The 18151-nt window shown below is 66.5% G+C and carries 18 protein-coding genes; 12 read left to right on the top strand and 6 right to left on the bottom strand.

What is annotated here, in order from left to right; all coding sequences use genetic code 11:
- Nucleotides 1-168 precede the first annotated feature (168 nt).
- The 6 genes from LGM71_RS32045 (at nt 169) to LGM71_RS32020 (ending at nt 6423) form a co-directional block, all read left to right on the top strand.
- On the top strand, nt 169-1383 hold the full coding sequence (locus tag LGM71_RS32045; protein ID WP_151049751.1) for a cation:proton antiporter: 1215 nt from the start codon (nt 169-171) through the stop codon (nt 1381-1383).
- A 15-nt stretch (nt 1384-1398) separates the two neighbouring features.
- On the top strand, nt 1399-2514 hold the full coding sequence (locus LGM71_RS32040) for a YbdK family carboxylate-amine ligase (protein ID WP_226118519.1): 1116 nt from the start codon (nt 1399-1401) through the stop codon (nt 2512-2514).
- 505 nt (nt 2515-3019) lie between these two features.
- On the top strand, nt 3020-3658 hold the full coding sequence (locus tag LGM71_RS32035) for a MarR family winged helix-turn-helix transcriptional regulator (RefSeq protein ID WP_059602129.1): 639 nt from the start codon (nt 3020-3022) through the stop codon (nt 3656-3658).
- Between the two features lie 28 nt (nt 3659-3686).
- Nucleotides 3687-4397 (top strand): glutamine amidotransferase, encoded by a 711-nt coding sequence (locus tag LGM71_RS32030; protein ID WP_226118552.1) that lies wholly within the window; start codon nt 3687-3689, stop codon nt 4395-4397.
- Nucleotides 4398-4600: 203 nt separating this feature from the next.
- Entirely contained in the window at nt 4601-5713 is a 1113-nt protein-coding gene (locus LGM71_RS32025) for an NADH:flavin oxidoreductase/NADH oxidase (protein WP_226118517.1), read from the top strand.
- Between the two features lie 188 nt (nt 5714-5901).
- Nucleotides 5902-6423, top strand: a complete 522-nt coding sequence (locus tag LGM71_RS32020; protein ID WP_226118515.1) for an SET domain-containing protein — start codon at nt 5902-5904, stop codon at nt 6421-6423.
- A 95-nt stretch (nt 6424-6518) separates the two neighbouring features.
- Here the strand turns inward: LGM71_RS32020 and LGM71_RS32015 are convergent, their stop codons facing one another.
- Nucleotides 6519-8003 carry a sensor histidine kinase gene (locus LGM71_RS32015; RefSeq protein ID WP_226118513.1) on the bottom strand — a complete coding sequence of 495 codons (1485 nt, stop codon included), beginning with the start codon at nt 8001-8003 and terminating at the stop codon, nt 6519-6521.
- A 116-nt stretch (nt 8004-8119) separates the two neighbouring features.
- Entirely contained in the window at nt 8120-8812 is a 693-nt protein-coding gene (locus tag LGM71_RS32010) for a response regulator transcription factor (protein WP_006401494.1), read from the bottom strand.
- Between the two features lie 123 nt (nt 8813-8935).
- Between LGM71_RS32010 and LGM71_RS32005 the strand changes: the two genes are divergently transcribed.
- Nucleotides 8936-9166, top strand: a complete 231-nt coding sequence (locus tag LGM71_RS32005; protein WP_006756491.1) for a DUF3717 domain-containing protein — start codon at nt 8936-8938, stop codon at nt 9164-9166.
- A gap of 92 nt (nt 9167-9258) precedes the next feature.
- Here LGM71_RS32005 and LGM71_RS32000 read toward each other — a convergent pair whose 3' ends face one another.
- Nucleotides 9259-9567 (bottom strand): 4a-hydroxytetrahydrobiopterin dehydratase, encoded by a 309-nt coding sequence (locus LGM71_RS32000; RefSeq protein ID WP_059452552.1) that lies wholly within the window; start codon nt 9565-9567, stop codon nt 9259-9261.
- A 150-nt stretch (nt 9568-9717) separates the two neighbouring features.
- Nucleotides 9718-10644 (bottom strand): phenylalanine 4-monooxygenase, encoded by a 927-nt coding sequence (gene phhA / locus LGM71_RS31995; RefSeq protein WP_174911571.1) that lies wholly within the window; start codon nt 10642-10644, stop codon nt 9718-9720.
- A 106-nt stretch (nt 10645-10750) separates the two neighbouring features.
- On the opposite strand from phhA, the gene LGM71_RS31990 reads away from it, so the two are divergent.
- Nucleotides 10751-11236, top strand: coding sequence for an Lrp/AsnC family transcriptional regulator (locus LGM71_RS31990; RefSeq protein ID WP_006408082.1), 486 nt, complete (start codon nt 10751-10753; stop codon nt 11234-11236).
- 54 nt (nt 11237-11290) lie between these two features.
- Here LGM71_RS31990 and LGM71_RS31985 read toward each other — a convergent pair whose 3' ends face one another.
- Nucleotides 11291-11824, bottom strand: a complete 534-nt coding sequence (locus LGM71_RS31985; protein WP_124902813.1) for a class IV adenylate cyclase — start codon at nt 11822-11824, stop codon at nt 11291-11293.
- Between the two features lie 230 nt (nt 11825-12054).
- On the bottom strand, nt 12055-12954 hold the full coding sequence (locus LGM71_RS31980) for a LysR family transcriptional regulator (RefSeq protein ID WP_124627892.1): 900 nt from the start codon (nt 12952-12954) through the stop codon (nt 12055-12057).
- A 163-nt stretch (nt 12955-13117) separates the two neighbouring features.
- On the opposite strand from LGM71_RS31980, the gene LGM71_RS31975 reads away from it, so the two are divergent.
- The 4 genes from LGM71_RS31975 (at nt 13118) to LGM71_RS31960 (ending at nt 18097) form a co-directional block, all read left to right on the top strand.
- Nucleotides 13118-14803 (top strand): GMC family oxidoreductase, encoded by a 1686-nt coding sequence (locus LGM71_RS31975; protein WP_226118511.1) that lies wholly within the window; start codon nt 13118-13120, stop codon nt 14801-14803.
- A gap of 486 nt (nt 14804-15289) precedes the next feature.
- A complete protein-coding gene (locus LGM71_RS31970) occupies nt 15290-16069 on the top strand; it encodes an ABC transporter ATP-binding protein (protein ID WP_226118509.1) in 780 nt (259 codons plus the stop codon).
- Entirely contained in the window at nt 16066-16821 is a 756-nt protein-coding gene (locus tag LGM71_RS31965) for an ABC transporter ATP-binding protein (protein WP_124627896.1), read from the top strand. The genes LGM71_RS31970 and LGM71_RS31965 overlap by 4 nt, the downstream gene beginning before the upstream one ends.
- 76 nt (nt 16822-16897) lie before the next feature.
- A complete protein-coding gene (locus LGM71_RS31960; RefSeq protein ID WP_226118507.1) occupies nt 16898-18097 on the top strand; it encodes an ABC transporter substrate-binding protein in 1200 nt (399 codons plus the stop codon).
- Nucleotides 18098-18151 lie beyond the last annotated feature (54 nt).

Raw genomic sequence — 18151 nt, 5'->3', positions numbered from 1 at the left:
GCAGCCTGAACGACAGTTCCGCCGGACGGCGGAAAAAGGCGGATCCCATGTCCCGCCGTCGTCGACCACAACAATCACATTCGGGGCGATACCCAGCCGGCGTGCATCTCATTTCTGACGCTTGACCCCGCGCCGCTGGCGATTGCTTCCAAAGGAGAAGTCACCACGATGAAGTCGGCGTTTTCATTCCTGCCCAACTGGCCGCTCGCACCGGATGCCGTGTTCTGGGCCGGGCTCGTGTTGTTCGCGGCCGGTCTGTGCGGCGAGCTGTGCTACCGCGCATGGCGGTTGCCGCGTATCACCGGCTATGCGGTGATCGGCCTCGTCGCCGGTTCGTTCGGATTCGGCGTGATCGACGCGAGCACCGACGAAACCTCCCGGCTGCTGATCGACGTCGCGCTCGGGCTGCTGCTGTTCGAGCTCGGCAGCCGTCTCGACCTGAAATGGATTCGCCGCAATCCGTGGCTCATTGCGTCGAGCCTTGCCGAGGCGACACTGACATTCGTGCTCGTGCTGTTCGTGATGCTCGCACTCGGCGTGTCGGGCATGGTCGCGCTCGTGCTGTCGGCGATCGCGATCGCGACGTCGCCGTCGATGGTGATCCAGCTCAAGACCGAACTGCGCGCGGAAGGGCAGGTGTCGCAGCGCCTCATCACGCTGACCGCGCTGAACAGCGTGTACGCGATCGTGCTGACCAAGCTCGTCACGAGCTGGCTCCACCAGGAGGCGTACGGGAACGTTTTCGCGACGATCCTGCAGCCCGTCTATCTGATCGCCGGTTCGTTCATCGTCGCGTACCTGGTCGCGCGTGCATGCAATTACCTGTTCCGCCACATGACCTCGACGATGCGCGACGAGCATTCGTTCGTCGCGCTGTTCGGGCTCGTGATGCTGGCGATCGCGGTGGCGCAGGCGCTGAAGCTCTCGACGCTGCTCACGCTGCTGCTCGCCGGCATCATCGTGAAGAACCTCGAAGCGCGGCCGCAGCTGTGGCCCGAGCATTTCGGCACGGCCGGCTGGCTGCTGACGGTGGTCCTGTTCGTGCTGACGCTCACGTCGTTCACGTGGGGCGACATCGCGCTCGGCGGGCTGCTCGCGATCGTGCTGATCGTCACGCGGCTCGTTGCGAAGCTGGCCGGCGTCGTCGCGTTCGCGAAGCCGAGCGGCATCGGGATGAAGCAAGGCATCGCGCTCGGCATCGCGCTCACACCGATGTCCGCGCTGTCGTACCTGCTCGTCGACGACACCTACCAGCTCTATCCGAATTTCGACCCGCACCTGCGTGCGATCGTGATGTGCACGATCGTGATCCTGCAGCTCGTCAGCCCGTTCGTCGTCTACCGCTGCCTGTCGGCGGTCAGCGAACGCAGCGACGGCAACTGATTTCCGGAACCTGCCATGGCACTCGAAACTTTCGTCAATTCCGAACCGTTCACGTTCGGCGTCGAACTGGAGATCCAGGTCGTCAACACGCACAACTACGACCTGACCAAGGCGGCATCCGACCTGATGCGCCTGATCCAGGGCGAGACCTTCCCCGGCAACATCACGCCCGAAATCACCGAGAGCATGATCGAGCTGTCGACCGGCATCTGCCATTCGCACGAACAGGCGGTCAGCGAGCTGCACGCGATCCGCGACGTGCTCGTGAAGGCGGCCGACCAGCTCAACGTCGGGCTCGCCGGCGGCGGCACGCACGCGTTCCAGCAGTGGAGCGACCGGCAGATCTACGACGCGCCGCGCTTCCAGTACATCTCCGAGCTGTACGGCTATCTCGCGAAGCAGTTCACCGTGTTCGGCCAGCACGTGCACATCGGCTGCCCCGATCCGGACAGCGCGCTGTTCCTGCTGCACTCGATGTCGCGCTTCATTCCGCACTTCATCGCGCTGTCCGCGTCGTCGCCGTTCGTGCAGAACGTCGACACCGGCTTCCATTCGGCGCGCCTGAATTCGGTGTTCGCGTTCCCGCTGTCGGGCCGCGCGCCGTTCGTGCTGACCTGGGACAGCTTCGAGGAGTACTTCACGAAGATGGTCAACACGGGCGTCGTCAACTCGGCGAAGGACTTTTACTGGGACATCCGGCCGAAGCCCGGCTACGGGACGATCGAAGTGCGCGTGATGGACACGCCGCTGTCGGTCGATCGCGCGGCCGCGATTGCCTGCTACATCCAGACGCTCGCGCGCTACCTGCTGACCGACCGGCCGCTGAAGCTGTCGGAGGACGACTATCTCGTCTACACATTCAACCGTTTCGAAGCGTGCCGCTTCGGGCTCGAGGGCACCTGCGTCAATCCTCAGACAGGTGAGCGCCGCACGATCGCGGAAGACATCCTCGACACGCTCGACCGGATCGCGCCGCATGCGGCCGCGCTCGGCTCGCGCGCGGCGCTCGACGAGATCGGCGCGCTCGCGAAGGCGCGGGTGAATGACGCATCGTGGTTGAGAACCGTTTTCAAACAGGAAAAATCGCTGAACGAGACGGTCCGTCAGCAGTGCCTGCGCTGGCGTGAATGAAAAAATGTTTTGCAGATTACAGGCTCGACCGCGCGCCGATTCGCTGAACGCCGTTCGACGCCGATTCGTGCGTCGCGCGTCGCCAGTCGTCCTGAAAATCTGTGGATAACCTGATATTCCGCTTCAAAGTCAATGCTCTGCGGGATGGATAACCCGGTGGATCGGTACCATCGGCACGATGGCCGATTCCAACAGGAAAATGTTTGCGCGTTCGGCTGTGGGGTCGGCAGAGATTGCCGGCACAACGAAAAAATCCGGTTATCCAGCGATTTTCCACAGATTGAAGGGGATAACTTAGCTGTGCGATTTTCCGCTCTCGCTTAGAATGTCGGCTTTGCGGACACCGGAACGACCCGTGTCTCACCGGTCGCCGCGAACGCGACCGCCGCGTGTGCCTCGCGACGGCCGTGTCGACGCTCTTCAACGAGCGTCTGTTTTGAGATAGACATTCGATCTCCACACTACGGCTGCTCGGCGATCCGGGCGGCGGCAAAGCGAAAAGACTATGAGCGAAGGCGTTTACGGGAATCAGGCTTCGGGACGTGTGACCCACAGCTTGCTGCGGTTGAGTACGGCCATGCGAAGCCAGGCATGGGATTGGGCGGAAGGTGCAGGCCTCACGCCGACGCAGGGCGAGATCCTCGTGCTGCTGCTGCAACGCAAGGGCCCGATGCGGCTCGGCGAGATCGCCCGCGAGACGCAGCTCACGGCTGCGACCACCAGCGACGCGGTCAGCACGCTCGAGACGAAGGGGCTCGTCGAGAAGCGTCGCGCACTGGACGACGGCCGTGCGCTCGCCGTGCGCCTGTCGGCCCGCGGCCGCACCGCGGCGAAGAAGGCGCTGCAATGGCCTGAATTCCTGACGAAAGCAGTCGGCAAGCTCGGCGCGGACGAGCAGGGCACGCTGTACCGCGCGCTGCTGAAGACGCTGCGCGAGCTGCAGGTGGCCGGCGCGACGCCGCCGCAGCGCATGTGCCTGACGTGCGCGCATTTCCAGCCGGGCAAGCAGTCGAAGAAGACCGTGCACCACTGCGCGGCGCTCGATCTGTCGATGGCCGACAGCGATCTGCGTCTCGACTGTTCGGTGCACGAAGAAGCCGACGCGGCGACGCAAAAGAAGACCTGGAAGTTGTTCGCCGGCTGACGTCCGTCGATCGACCGGGAGGCCGATGATGAACGCTGAAGTGGTGGCGATCCGCCACGTGCATTTCGAGGACCTCGGCAGCTTCGAGCAGGTGCTCGGAGAGCGCGGGCGGCGGGTGCGATACGTCGACGTCGGATCGTCGCGCGTCGAAGCGCTCGACGCGCTCAAGCCTGCGTTGATCGTGATGCTCGGCGGGCCACTCAGCGTGTACGAGGATGCGCAGTATCCGTCGATCGCGCCGCTCGCGGCACTCGTGCGCCAGCGCATCGATGCCGGACTGCCGATCCTCGGCATCTGCCTCGGGGCGCAGTTCATCGCCCGCGCGCTCGGTGCGCGCGTCTATCCGGCTGCGCAGAAGGAACTTGGCTGGGCGCCGCTGACGCTCACCGACGCGGGCCGCGCGTCGCCGCTGCGCCACCTCGACGGCGCGGTGACCTCGATGCTGCACTGGCACGGCGATACGTTCGACCTGCCGGGCGGCGCGATCCATCTTGCATCGACACCGGCGTGCCGCCATCAGGCGTTCGCGTGGGGGCAGCACGTGCTGGCGCTGCAATGTCATCCAGAAATCCGCACAGACCGCTTCGAACCCTGGCTGATCGGCAACGCCGGCGAAATCGCGTCGACGCCCGGCATCGATGCGCGCCAGTTGCGCGCCGACACGGTTCAGCACGGTCCTGCGCTGGAGACGGCCGCACGACGCATGTTCGGCGAGTGGCTCGACAGCGTCGGGCTTTGATCCCGGGCGAGCGGCACCGCGCGTGACCGGCCCGCGGGCATTGCGGGTCGGCGCACCGCCGCACGCCGCGTGCGCGCTGCCTCGCGGCCGGCTGCACGCCGGCCCTGCCTGACCATCCGCTTACTGCCGAGCCGGCTACGAGCAGGCTTCGAGCCCGCATGCTACGCTGGTCCGCTGTTTCCCTTTCCTGGCGAGCGGCATCCATGACTGCGTTGTTTTCTCCGTTCACGCTGCGCGGCGTGACCCTTCCGAACCGGATCGTGATCTCCCCGATGTGCCAGTACTCGGCCGAGCGCGGCGAGGCGACCGACTGGCACATGATTCACCTCGGCCATCTCGCGCTGTCCGGTGCGGGCTTGCTCTGCATCGAAGCGACCGCCGTCGAACCCGACGGGCGCATCACGGCCGGCGACCTCGGTCTGTGGGACGACGTGACCGAAGCGGCGCTCAAGCCCGTGCTGGCGGCGATCCGCAAGCATTCGCCGGTCCGTGTCGCGATGCAGCTCTCGCATGCCGGGCGCAAGGCGTCGAGCGAGGTGCCGTGGAAGGGTGGCCAGCTCGTGTCCGTCGCCGATGGCGGCTGGCTGCCGCATGCGCCGTCGGCGTTACCGCACAAGGACGGCGAGACGCCGCCGCTCGCGCTCGACGCGGCCGGCCTGAACCGGATCCGCGAAGCGTTCGCTGCCGCAGCGAAGCGCGCCGCGCGCCTCGGCATCGATGCGATCGAGGTGCATGCGGCGCACGGCTATCTGCTGCATCAGTTCCTGTCGCCGCTTTCGAACCAGCGCACCGACGAATACGGCGGCTCGCGAGAAAACCGGATGCGCTTTCCGCTCGAGATCTTCGAGATTGTGCGCGCGGCGTTTCCGGCGGACCGGCCGGTGGGCGTGCGCGTGTCGGCGACCGACTGGGTCGAGGGCGGCTGGGAACTCGAGGATACGATCGCGTTCGCGCACGAACTGAAGGAGCGCGGCTGCGACTGGATCGACGTGTCGTCCGGCGGCGTGTCGCCGCTGCAGAAGATCCCGCTGTCGCCCGGCTACCAGGTGCCGTTCGCGAAGGCCGTGAAGCGCGCGGTCGGGATGCCGACGATCGCGGTCGGCCTCATCAACGAGCCCGCGCATGCGAACCAGCTGATCGAGGCCGGCGACGCCGATTTCGTCGCGATGGCGCGCGCGATGCTGTACGACCCGCGCTGGCCGTGGCATGCGGCCGCCGAGCTCGGCGCGCAGGTGTCGGCGCCGCCGCAGTACTGGCGTTCGCAGCCGCGCGAGCACAAGGCGTTGTTCGGCGACATCGCATTCGGCCAGCGCTGAGCGGCATGCGCGCGATATTGCGCGCGATGTTGAACGAAGCAATCGTGAACGTGTAGGATGCGGGTGATTCGCCGCATGCCCCGACGCGGCACCAACCGGTGCCACGTTTTCGTTTCGCGCGACGTAGAGTCGCACAAGTCGAAAGCGCGGCTGTCTTCCATTCAAGTCGTCTTCAAAGGATTCGTTCGATGAGTTCACGCAGGATCGCGGTGCGCCGCTCGGGAGTACACGGCAAGGGCGTGTTCGCGGTGGCGCCGATCAAGGCCGGCGAACGCGTAGTGGAATACAAGGGCGAGCGAATTTCGTGGAAGGAAGCGCTGCGCCGCCATCCGCACGACCCGAACGAGCCGAACCATACGTTCTACTTCGCACTGGAAGAGGGCGGCGTGATCGACGGCAAGATCGACGGCAACAGCGCGCGCTGGATCAACCATTCGTGCGCGCCGAACTGCGAGGCCGAGGAGATCGAGGGCCGCGTGTTCATCCATGCGCTGCGCGATATCGGGCCAGAAGAAGAGCTGTTCTACGACTACGGCCTCGTGATCGACGAGAAGCTGACGAAGAAGCTCAAGCGCGAATACGCGTGCCATTGCGGCGCGGCCGCGTGTCGCGGCACGCTGCTCGCCACGCCGGACGACGACGGCAAGAAGAAAAAGAAGAAGGACAGGAAGTCAGAGTCCGTCGCGAAGGACAAGAAAAAGAATAAGTGACCGGCGCGGCCGTGCATCGTGCGCGGCTGCTTCACCTTCACCAGGATGGCCGCCGCGCGGCCATCCGTCCTGCCCGATACGGGCCAGCACGCGCCTCAGTGCGTCGGCGTGGCGGCCGGCGTCTCGCTCGCCGGCTTCGCGGTGCGCTTGGCGAGCGGCACCCGCACCACGAAACGCGAGCCGCCTTCCGCTGCATCCTCGTACGACACCGTGCCGCCGTGCATCGCGATGATGTCGTGCACGATCGCGAGGCCGAGCCCGGCGCCCGTCTCGACGCCGTTGCCGCTCTGCGCATCGCCGCGAAAGAAGCGCTTGAACAGGTCGGCCTGCTGGCCGGCCGGCACGCCCGGGCCGTTGTCCTCGACGACGATCTCGGCGGCTGGTTGGCCGTCCTCGAGCGCGCCGCGTGCGACGTTCACCGTGATCCGCGCGCCCGCCGGCCGTGCGAGCGGCACGTACTTCAGCGCATTGTCGAGCAGGTTCGCGATCACTTCGCGCAGCAGCACGGGGTTGCCGCGCACGTTCAGCGTTTCGTCTTCGCCGGGATCGTCGCTGCGCTGGAAGCCGAGATCGACATGCGAGGCGAGCGCGCGCGGCACCCACTCGGCACCCGTCTCGAACGCCATCGCGGCCAGGTCGACATCGACGAAACGCGCGGCCTGTTCGCCCGGCTCCGCACGCGCGAGCGACAGCAACTGGTTCGACAGCCGCACCGCGCGGTCGGCGGCCGCGCGCAGTTCGCGCACGGCGGCATAGGTCTGCTGCGGGTCGCGCGCGACGGCGGCCTGTTCCGCATGCAGCTTCACGGCCGTGAGCGGCGTGCGCAACTGGTGCGCGGCATCGGCGATGAACTTGCGCTGCGCGTCGAGCGCGGTCTTCAGGCGGCCGAGCAGCGCGTTCATCGCGCTCGTCAGCGGCCGGATCTCGAGCGGCACGTCGGTTTCGTCGACCGGCTCCAGCGACGTGTGGGTCTGCCGGTTCAGCGAATCGGCGAGATGCGTGAGCGGGCCGAGCTGCTGGTTCACGACCCGCCACACGATGCCCCAGCCCGCGAGCAGCAACAGCAACAGCGGCATCATGATCGCGACGAGGAATTCGGCCGCGATCCGGTAACGGTGGCGCACCGGCTGCGCGACCTCGACCACCATCGGCTTGCCGCCCTCGACATTGTCGACACGCACCTGCGCGACGCGCACCGCGCGATTGTCGTACTCGGCCTCGAACACGTACGCGTGATGCATGCGGCGCACGTTGATGCCGCGCAGCGGCAGCTTCGGGTCGCCGGCGAGTTCCTGTTCGCCGTCGCTGATCCGGTAGATCAGCGCCTCCGCCGGATCGGAGAACATCGCCTGCGCGAGCGGCGGCACCGTGAACGGCGCGTCGGGGCCGGCGATCTGGATCTGTTTGGAGATGGCGGTGGCGAGATCGGCGAGCGAGCGGTCGATCACGTGCTGCGTGTATTGCCACGCGAGCCAGTAGGCGATCAGGCCGCTCATCAGCGCGAGCATCGACAGCGGCGCGGCGAGGCGCCGAAGCAGCGAGCGGCGCAGGCTGGTGGTGACAGCCGGATCAGAAGACATTTCGACGGGCAAATGGATAAGCGCCGCTCACGGGGAGCGGCGCGGACGTGCGTCGGACGGCGACGCGGGCAGGGCGGCTTGCCGGCGGCACGCGGCCGGCCGGCGTGCGGCGCCGCTCAGACGCTCGCGGTCTGGCGGATTTCCTGCAGCAGGTAGCCGAAGCCGCGCACCGTGACGATTTCGACACGGCACTGCTCCAGTTTCTTGCGCACCCGGTGCACGTAGACTTCGATCGCGGTGTCGCCGAGATCGCCGCCGAAGTGCGTGAGGTGATCCTGCAGCTGGGCCTTGCTGACCACACGGCCGTGACGCAGCAGCAGCATTTCGAGCACCGCGAATTCGCGCGGCGACAGTTCCAGCGGCTTGTCGTCGTTGAAGATGCGGCGATCGACGCCCGACAGGCGGACGCCGCCGAGCGACACTTCCGGACGCGGCATGTCGCTGTGCGGGCCGCTGCGGCGCATCACCGCGCGGATGCGCGCTTCGAGCTCGGCCGGCTCGAACGGCTTGAGCATGTAATCGTCGGCGCCGGAGTTCAGGCCCTGAATCCGGTCGTTCAATTCGTCGCGCGCGGTCAGCACGATGACCGGCGTGTGGCGATTGGTCTGGCGAAAGCGTGTGAGCAGCGTCATACCGTCGATGCCCGGCAGGCCGAGGTCGAGGATCACGAGTTCGTGGCGGTTTTGTGCCAGCGCCTGTTCGGCAAAGATGCCGTCATGCACCATGTCGACGGTGAAGCCAGCCTGCTCGAGGCTGCTCTGGATACCGCGTGCGATGGGGCGGTCGTCTTCGATCAGAAGGAGTCGCATGAAGTTCGCTCAAGTACAATGGGTTGGCGGTTCAGGCACGCGGACAGCACGACGCCGTTTCCACAGGGGCGACGCATCGCCTGACAATCAAGCATGGCGGCCAGCGAACGATTAAATCCAATCATGTCCGATATTTCGATTCACGACCTCGAAGCCGCGATCAATTTCTGGCGCGCCCGCTCGCCGTCGAGCGGCGACGAACTCAAACTCTGCGAAGAGGCCAGCGCGCTCTCCAAGCCGTATGCGCTGCTGATTGTACAGCGCGAAGGCGCGCTGCAACTGGAAGGTTTGGACCCCAAGGCGCGGAAAGCGTACGAGACTTACGTGCGCCTTAAGGATGGCTTGGAAAGCTGAAGGCTTTCGCTGAGTACATCCTAGAAAACGTTCATCGAAATGAAAAGTTGACGCGCCGCGCGTCGAAAGATGCGCGGCGGTAGAGGAAGGTCTCAGGCGGCCGGATCGGTGTGTGCGCACACCTGGTCGATGAACGTCGCGAGCGCGATGTCGCGTTCGGTCAGGCCGTCCGCGTCGTGGGTCGACAGCGTCACGTCGACGCGGTTGTACACGTTGAACCATTCCGGATGGTGGTTCATTTCCTGCGCCTTGATCGCGACACGCGTCATGAAGCCGAAGGCCTCGTTGAAATCGGCAAAGCGCAGGCTGCGCTGGATCGCGTCGCGGCCCGGCACGGCCGTCCAGTGAGGCAGGCCTTCGAGTCGGGTCTTGCGTTCTTCTGATGTGAGCTTGTGAATCATGTTGCACCTCGTTCGGTAACGGCGCCCGCACGCGGGCAGAGGCCACGCGGCAAAGCCGGTACCGGTCATTGTTTCATAGTTGCGGGATGGCCATCCGGCAACGGGCATCCGGGCGCCGGCGCGGGAATCATGCCGGCGTGGCCCGCGGCCTTACGCGTCGGCGTCGTCCGGCCAGCCTTCGCCCGTGCCGCGATGCAGCACGAGATCGCGGTCGACCACCGCGCCGGCCGGGAACTCGGACAGCGGGGCCAGCCGGTCGGCCAGCGCACGGCCATCGACGTCAGCCAGCGCGAACAACTGCGCGAAATCATCGATCACGAAGTAGGTCTTCTGGAACGTGTCGATCCGGTAGCGCGTGCGCATCACGCGCTCGAGGTCGAAACCGAGCCGGTTCGGCGCCGCGCTTTCGAGGCTGTACAGGCTCTCGCCCTTGCTCGACACGATCCCGGCGCCGTAAATCGACAGTCCGTTCGTGCCGTTTGCGTCGCGGATCAGCCCGAACTCCACCGTATACCAGTAGAGGCGCGCCAGGCGCGCGAGCGCCGCTTCGTCGTCCGCGACCGCGAGCGCGGTGCGGCCGTATGCCTGCATGTAGTCAGCGAACACCGGCTCGATCAGGAGCGGCACGTGGCCGAACAGGTCGTGGAAGCAGTCGGGTTCCTGCAGGTAGTCGAGCTGATCGGGGCGGCGCATCCACCAGGTGACCGGAAACCGCCGGTTCGCGAGGTGCTCGAAGAACACGCGATCGGGCACGAGGCCCGGCACGGCGACGATCTCCCAGCCGGTGGCCGGCTTGAGCTGGCGATTCACGTCGGCGAACGACGGCACGCGATCGGCCGGCAGGTCGATCTTCCCGAGCCCTGCGATGAACGCGCCGCATGCGCGTCCGCGAAGCAGCGCCGACTGGCGCGCATAGAGCTGCTGCCACACCGCGTGGTCGACCTGGCCGTAGCGTTCTAGCGGCTGGTCGATGGTGAAATCGGCGCGGGTTTCGAGGCCCGCGTCGAACTGCTCCTGCAGTTTCGCGGTGACGACGGTGGACATGGTGAGGCTCTGCACGCTGTGGTTGGGAACCATGCAAGTGTAGAGCGAGTGGCGTGCGGAATGAGCGCAAAGATGGCGTGAATTCGCCTGTTGATGCGATAATCGCGCATCAAAACAGGAATTAATGCGGAGAACGCTCATGCTGGAACTCGATCACTTCGATCTCGCGCTTCTCGACGTGCTGCAGCGCTTCGGCCGTGCGACGCACCAGCAGCTCGGCGAGGAGGTGCCGCTGTCGCCGTCGCAGATCGGCCGGCGGCTGCAGCGGCTCGAGGCGGCCGGCGTGATTGAAGGCTACCGCGTGATGCTGCGCCCCGAAAAGCTCGGGCTCGGCGTCACGGCGTTCACGAGCCTGAAGCTCAAGCACCACGGCGATTCGATCATCGAGCAGTTCCAGCAACAGATCGACGTGCTGCCCGAAGTGCTCGAATGTCATGCGGTGGTCGGCGACGCCGACTATCTGCTGCGGATCGTCGCGCCGGATCTCAACGCCTTGTCGCAGTTCGTGATGAAGAAGCTGATGCGCGTACCGGGCGTCGACAGCGTGCGCTCGAACATCGTGCTGACGACCTTCAAGCGCAACGGCGCGCTGCCGCTCGCGCACCTGGCGCCCGGCGCCGCCTGACGTGGCGGCCGGGCCGGCGGCGGGGCGCGAGGCGCCGCCGCGGACAGGGCCGGATCAGGCCGCTTCGGATCGTGCGTCGGCGTTCAGCAGGTCGACGTACGCGACCGCGACGAGATCCTCCTGCGCCACGCCGAGCTTCGCGAACACGTCATGGGCCTCGGCTTCGCCGCCGGCTTCGTCGTCGTCGGGACCGAGCACCACTTCCAGTTCGATGAAGTCGCCGAGGCCGTCGACGCGGTCGAGATGGATTCGCGTGCGGCCGACGAGGTACACGTGCCGTTCCTTCGTCACGATTCCGCGCGTGGTGAGCGCGGTCGCGAGCAGCGAGTGCATCGCGTCCGGGTTCGTCACCGGGCTGCGCGTGTAGTACGACGCCTTCGGCCCGTCACGGTCGTCGCGCTGGTAGAAGATCAGTTCGGCCGGCGTGCCGTCCTCGAAGCGGCGCAGCTTCAGCCGGCCGCGCGGCACGTCGTAGAAGAAATCCTGCTGGCGGTAGAAGAGCGGCGCTTCGGCAGCGAGCCTGGCCGCCTGTTCGCGCAGCCGGTCGAATTCGCGGGCGCGGGCTTTGATCTCGATGTTGCGGGCCATGCGGGTCTCCTTCAATCAGGGGTCTCGCGGTGTGCGAAGGCACAATCTAGCAAAAAGCTTGCGATGGTGGCGTGACGCGCAAGCGGGAAGCGGCGACGCGATGCGGGGCACGCGATTCGAGCCCGTTCGCGATAACACCCCTCACCTGCGGGCGTCGATTGGACACCCGCGGCGCGTCGCACGCCTGCGTCCTGAGCCCGATGCACCGGCCGCACCGGCATCAGCGGCATTCATATCGCCCATTGGGTCTCGATCAGCCGCAGCGCGGCCGCGATCGCCGGTTCGGCGCGCCGCTCGGCGAGCGTCACGAAGGTCAGCTCGGTCGGCACCGTCACGTGTTCGACGATGGCCAGCGCATGCGCGTGCGCTTCGGCCAGCGCGGTCGAGTCGCGCGCGAGCGTCAACCCGATCCCCGATTTCACGAGATCGAGCATCGATTGCTCCTGGTCGACCTCGGCGACCTTCACCGGTTGCGCGCCGGCCGCCGCGAACAGCCGCGACAGCAGCCGGTGATGGGCGGACGCCGGCGGCGTCCAGATCCACGGCAGCGCGGCGAGCGCGCGCCAGTCGTGCGCGCGCTGCACGCGCTCCTTCCAGCCGGCCGGCGCGAGCACGCGGTACTGGAAACGTGTGAGCGTGATCGTGTGGAACAGCGTGTCGTCGCGCGGATCGTCCTCGTCGGGCCGGCCGATGTAATAGCCGACGTCGAGCGCCTGCGCACGCACCTGTTCGAGCACCCAGCCGGACATCCCGTGCCGCAATGCGGTTTCTATCTGCGGATGGGTTTCGACCAGCGCGCGCAGGAAGCCGCCGAGCCGCAGGAAGCCGGGATCGAGGATCGTGCCGATCCGCAGCCGGCCGCGCACCTCGTGCCGCAGCGCAGCAGCGGCGCGCTGCACGTCGGCGGCCGCGGCCAGTGCGCGCTCGGCGTGCGGCAGCAGGGTCTGGCCGTCGCGCGTGAGCGCAAGCCCGCGCGACGTGCGCGTAAACAGTGTGACGCCGAGCGTTTCCTGCAGATGCTTGATCTGCAGGCTGACGGCCGGCTGCGTCAGGTGCAGCTGCACGGCGGCGCGCGTCAGGTTGCCTTCGCGGGCGACCGTCGCGAACGCACGGAGCAGGGTGAGATCCATCGTCGTGATATGAGCGCAGCTTATAACGCGGTTCAGCATAACTCATTGGATCGGCGGCGGGCGGCCGGAGTACGCTTCATCGACCGCATCGCCCGCGCCGCACTATGCTGAAAACGACGCGCGGAATCGCGCGCGCGGTGCACAACAATTGATGGAGACACTCGTGAGTACTCAACGCACGCTCGAGGGCGAATTCGATTACGTGATCGTCGGCGCGGGCACCGCGGGCTGCGTGCTCGCGAACCGCCTGACCGAGGATCCCGAGATCCGCGTGCTGCTGCTCGAGGCCGGCGGCAAGGACGACTATCACTGGATCCACATCCCGGTCGGCTATTTGTATTGCATCGGCAATCCGCGCACCGACTGGCTGTACAAGACGCAGCCCGAGGCGGCGCTCAACGGCCGCGCGCTGTCGTATCCGCGCGGCCGCGTGCTCGGCGGCTGCTCGTCGATCAACGGGATGATCTACATGCGCGGCCAGCGCGAGGATTACGACAGCTGGGCGCAGGAAACCGGCGACGCCGGCTGGTCGTGGGACAGCGTGCTGCCGATCTTCAAGCGCAGCGAGGATCACCACGCGGGCGCGAGCGATGCGCACGGCGCAGGCGGCTACTGGCGTGTCGAGAAGCAGCGGCTGCGCTGGGAGATCCTCGAATCGTTCGCACAGGCCGCGCAGCAGACGGGCATCCCGGCGACCGACGATTTCAACCGCGGCGACAATGCCGGGGTCGGCTATTTCGAGGTGAACCAGAAGCGCGGTGTGCGCTGGAATACGTCGAAGGCGTTCCTGCGGCCTGCGATGACGCGCCCGAACCTGACGGTGATCACCGGCGCGCATGCGCAGCGCGTGATCTTCGACGGGCGGCGCGCGGTCGGCGTCGAATATCGCGGCGGTGGCACCGACTACGTCGCGCGCGCGCGGGCCGAAGTGCTGCTCACCTCCGGCGCGGTGAATTCGCCGCAGCTGCTCGAATTGTCGGGCATCGGTGCGGGCGCGCGGCTGCAGGCGCTCGGCATCGACGTCGTGCAGGATCTGCCGGGTGTCGGCGAGAACCTGCAGGATCACCTGCAGTTGCGGATGGCGTTTCGCGTCGAAGGCGTGCGCACGCTGAACACGCTGTCCGCGCACTGGTGGGGCAAGCTGATGATCGGCGCCGAATATGCGCTGCTGCAGCGCGGGCCGATGTCGATGGCGCCGTCGCAGCTCGGCGCGTTCGCGAAGTCTGATCCGGACGATCCCGCGCTCACGCGCCCCGATCTCGAATACCACGTGCAACCGCTGTCGCTGGAGCGTTTCGGCGAGCCGCTGCACGGCTTCAACGCCTTTACGGCGTCCGTCTGCCATCTGCGGCCGAGCTCGCGCGGCAGCGTGCACATCGCGAGCCCCGATGCGGGCGCGGCGCCGTCGATCGCACCGAACTATCTGTCGACCGACTACGATCGTCATGTCGCGGCGAATGCGCTGCGCCTCACGCGGCGCATCGCGTCCGCGCCGGCGCTCGCGCGCTACCATCCGGAAGAGATCCTGCCGGGCAGGCGGTACCAGACCGAAGCCGAACTGATCGAAGCGGCGGGTGCGGTCGGTACGACGATCTTCCATCCCGTCGGTACGTGCCGGATGGGGCGCACGGATGACGAGCGTGCCGTCGTCGACAGCCGGCTGCGCGTGCGCGGCATCGCCGGGCTGCGGATCGTCGATGCATCGGTGATGCCGTTCATCACGTCGGGCAACACGAATTCGCCAACGCTGATGATCGCCGAGCGCGCGAGCGACATGATCCGCGCCGATCGACGTGCTGCGCACGACGCGACGCAGGTGCGAACGGAAGCGACGATGACGGCTGCATGACGCCACGCTGACAGGCACGACAGCGGGCGGTCATGCGGGTGCCCGCTGATTCGCTATGCGAAACAAGCCGGCGCGCGGATCGCAACAGATCGACGACACGCACGGCGATTGCGCCGCAAGCCGCGCATTGCTCGCGGCCTTCTCGTTGCGCGACGACATGACGCGCGGCGTAACGTGCCCGCGTTCGCGCAGGCACGCGTCGTGCGATTGAGCGACCTTCGATGATGCGCGCGTCAAAAAAAACGCGTCGAAATTCGCGCTCAGCCGCGTGCCATATGGCGGCCAGCCCTATAAGTGCAAATCCCGATGATTGCACTGCACCAACGGCGCGACAATGTTGCGCAGTGTGCATACGCGTCGGCGCGGGAGACCACCCTCGAGGCGTAATTCGGCGCCCGGGGGGCAGCCCGCTGATCCGCGGACCTGTTCGCGGACGCTTCTCGCGAATCTTCCCGGTGCTTCGCCTGACTTCGTACGGAAGGGAACATGATTCTCGGCGACACGATTCTCGAAACACGCGGACTGACGAAGGAATTCAGGGGCTTCACCGCCGTGAACGGTGTCAACCTGCGTGTGCGGCGCGGTGCGATCCATGCGTTGATCGGACCGAACGGCGCGGGCAAGACCACCTGCTTCAACCTGCTCACCAAGTTCCTGACACCGACGGCCGGCCAGATCGTCTTCAACGGCATCGACATCACCGACGAGCGGCCCGCGCAGGTTGCACGGCGTGGCATCATCCGCTCGTTCCAGATCTCGGCCGTGTTCCCGCACCTGACCGCGCTGCAGAACGTGCGCATCGGCCTGCAGCGCGCGCTCGGCACCGAATTCCATTTCTGGCGCAGCGAGCGCTCGCTGAAGCGGCTCGACGACCGCGCGATGGACCTCCTCACGCAGGTCGGCCTCACCGATTTCGCGCAGGTGCCGACCGTCGAGCTCGCATACGGCCGCAAGCGCGCGCTCGAGATCGCGACCACGCTCGCGATGGAACCCGAACTGATGCTGCTCGACGAGCCCACGCAGGGGATGGGCCACGAGGACGTCGATCGCGTGACCGCGCTGATCAAGAAGGTCGCGAGCGGCCGCACGATCCTGATGGTCGAGCACAACATGAACGTGATCGCGGGCATCTCCGACACGATCACCGTCCTGCAACGCGGCGAGGTGCTGGCCGAAGGCTCGTATGCGGAAGTGTCGAAGAATCCGCTCGTGATCGAAGCCTACATGGGCAGCGCCGATGCGGCGCTCGCGGGGGCGCACGCATGAAGCACAGCGAACGGGAGGAACGCGAATTGAGCGGCGTCGAGAGCGGTACGCCCGCGCTGGAGATCACGGGCCTGGAGGCCTGGTACGGGGAATCCCACATATTGCACGGCGTCGACCTGACGGTGCATCGCGGCGAGGTCGTCACGCTGCTCGGCCGCAACGGCGCGGGCCGCACGACGACGCTGCGCGCGATCATGGGCCTCACGGGCCGCCGCAGCGGGTCGATCAAGGTTTCGGGCAACGAGACGATCGGCCTCGCGACGCACCGCATCGCGCATTTCGGCATCGGCTACTGCCCGGAGGAGCGCGGGATCTTCTCGAGCCTGTCGTGCGAGGAGAACCTGATGCTGCCGCCGCCGATCGGGCCGCGCGACCACGCGATGTCGATCGACGAGATCTACACGATGTTCCCGAACCTCGCGTCGCGCCGGCAGAGCCAGGGCACACGGCTGTCCGGCGGCGAGCAGCAGATGCTCGCGGTTGCGCGGATCCTGCGCACCGGCGCGAACCTGCTGCTGCTCGACGAGATTTCCGAAGGCCTCGCGCCGGTGATCGTGCAGGCGCTGGCGCGGATGATCGTCGCGCTGAAGGCGCGCGGCTACACGATCGTGATGGTCGAACAGAATTTCCGCTTCGCGGCACCGCTTGCCGACCGGTTCTACGTGATGGAGCACGGCAGCATCGTCGAGCATTTCCGCGCGGCCGAACTGGAAAGCAAGATGCCCACCCTGCACGACCTGCTCGGGGTGTGACGCCGCCCCGTCTCTCTCGCCGCTAGCCGTGGCGGCTTCGAACAACCACAACGCATCAGAACAACAGGAGACGTCAATGAAAATGAAGACCCTCGCACACGCCTGTCTCGCCCTCGCGACTGCCGCGTTCACCGCCGGCGCCGCGCAGGCCGCGGATACCGTGAAGATCGGCTTCATCACCGACATGTCGGGCCTTTACGCGGACATCGACGGGCAGGGCGGCCTCGAGGCGATCCGCATGGCGGTCGCCGACTTCGGCGGCAAGGTGCTCGGCAAGCCGATCGAGGTCGTCTATGCCGATCACCAGAACAAGGCCGACATCGCCGCGTCGAAGGCGCGCGAGTGGATGGACCGCGGCGGGCTCGACCTGCTGGTCGGCGGCACGAACTCCGCGACCGCGCTGTCGATGAACCAGGTCGCGGCCGAGAAGAAGAAGGTCTACATCAACATCGGCGCGGGCGCCGACACGCTGACCAACGAGCAGTGCACGCCGTACACGGTCCACTACGCGTACGACACGATGGCGCTCGCGAAGGGCACCGGCTCGGCGGTGGTGAAGCAGGGCGGCAAGAGCTGGTTCTTCCTGACCGCCGACTACGCGTTCGGCAAGGCGCTCGAGAAGAACACGTCGGATGTCGTGAAGGCGAATGGCGGCCAGGTGCTCGGCACGGTGCGCCACCCGCTGTCGGCGTCGGACTTCTCGTCGTTCCTGCTGCAGGCGCAGTCGTCGAAGGCGCAGATCCTCGGCCTCGCGAACGCGGGCGGCGACACGATCAACTCGATCAAGGCCGCGAAGGAATTCGGCATCACGAAGACGATGAAGATCGCCGCGCTGCTGATGTTCATCAACGACGTGCACAGCCTCGGCCTGGAGACGACGCAGGGCCTCGTGCTGACCGACAGCTGGTACTGGAACCGCGACGCGGCATCGCGCCAGTGGGCGCAGCGCTACTTCGGCAAGATGAAGAAGATGCCGTCGAGCCTGCAGGCGGCCGACTATTCGTCGGTGACGACGTACCTGAAGGCCGTGCAGGCGGCCGGCACGACCGACTCCGACAAGGTGATGGCCGAGCTGAAGAAGATGAAGATCAACGACTTCTACGCGAAGGGCTTCATTCGCCAGGACGGCAGCATGATTCACGACATGTATCTGATGGAAGTGAAGAAGCCGTCGGAATCGAAGGAGCCGTGGGACTACTACAAGGTGCTCGCCACGATTCCGGGCGACCAGGCATTCGGCACCAAGCAGGAATCGCGCTGCACGATGTGGAAGTAAGCGCGACATAGCGGCGCGTGGTGGCGGCCGCAGCGATGTGCCCGCTGCGCCGCC

Origin of the sequence: Burkholderia sp. AU33545 (assembly GCF_020419685.1) — a bacterium.
In the GTDB taxonomy this organism is placed as follows: domain Bacteria; phylum Pseudomonadota; class Gammaproteobacteria; order Burkholderiales; family Burkholderiaceae; genus Burkholderia; species Burkholderia diffusa.
Note: the sequence above shows the minus strand (reverse complement) of the source record. Positions and strands in the feature narration are given on the sequence as shown.

Bases quoted from the DNA above. Each gene is read 5' to 3' on its own strand.
- LGM71_RS32005 (WP_006756491.1), top strand. From the start codon at position 8,936: ATGTCCGATATTTCGATTCACGACCTCGAAGCCGCGATCAATTTCTGG.
- LGM71_RS32020 (WP_226118515.1), top strand. From the start codon at position 5,902: ATGAGTTCACGCAGGATCGCGGTGCGCCGCTCGGGAGTACACGGCAAG.
- LGM71_RS32000 (WP_059452552.1), bottom strand. From the start codon at position 9,567: ATGATTCACAAGCTCACATCAGAAGAACGCAAGACCCGACTCGAAGGC.
- LGM71_RS32035 (WP_059602129.1), top strand. From the start codon at position 3,020: ATGAGCGAAGGCGTTTACGGGAATCAGGCTTCGGGACGTGTGACCCAC.
- LGM71_RS32040 (WP_226118519.1), top strand. From the start codon at position 1,399: ATGGCACTCGAAACTTTCGTCAATTCCGAACCGTTCACGTTCGGCGTC.
- LGM71_RS31990 (WP_006408082.1), top strand. From the start codon at position 10,751: ATGCTGGAACTCGATCACTTCGATCTCGCGCTTCTCGACGTGCTGCAG.
- LGM71_RS32010 (WP_006401494.1), bottom strand. From the start codon at position 8,812: ATGCGACTCCTTCTGATCGAAGACGACCGCCCCATCGCACGCGGTATC.
- LGM71_RS31960 (WP_226118507.1), top strand. From the start codon at position 16,898: ATGAAAATGAAGACCCTCGCACACGCCTGTCTCGCCCTCGCGACTGCC.
- LGM71_RS32015 (WP_226118513.1), bottom strand. From the start codon at position 8,003: ATGTCTTCTGATCCGGCTGTCACCACCAGCCTGCGCCGCTCGCTGCTT.
- LGM71_RS31980 (WP_124627892.1), bottom strand. From the start codon at position 12,954: ATGGATCTCACCCTGCTCCGTGCGTTCGCGACGGTCGCCCGCGAAGGC.
- LGM71_RS32025 (WP_226118517.1), top strand. From the start codon at position 4,601: ATGACTGCGTTGTTTTCTCCGTTCACGCTGCGCGGCGTGACCCTTCCG.
- LGM71_RS32045 (WP_151049751.1), top strand. From the start codon at position 169: ATGAAGTCGGCGTTTTCATTCCTGCCCAACTGGCCGCTCGCACCGGAT.
- phhA (WP_174911571.1), bottom strand. From the start codon at position 10,644: ATGGTTCCCAACCACAGCGTGCAGAGCCTCACCATGTCCACCGTCGTC.
- LGM71_RS32030 (WP_226118552.1), top strand. From the start codon at position 3,687: ATGAACGCTGAAGTGGTGGCGATCCGCCACGTGCATTTCGAGGACCTC.
- LGM71_RS31970 (WP_226118509.1), top strand. From the start codon at position 15,290: ATGATTCTCGGCGACACGATTCTCGAAACACGCGGACTGACGAAGGAA.
- LGM71_RS31985 (WP_124902813.1), bottom strand. From the start codon at position 11,824: ATGGCCCGCAACATCGAGATCAAAGCCCGCGCCCGCGAATTCGACCGG.
- LGM71_RS31965 (WP_124627896.1), top strand. From the start codon at position 16,066: ATGAAGCACAGCGAACGGGAGGAACGCGAATTGAGCGGCGTCGAGAGC.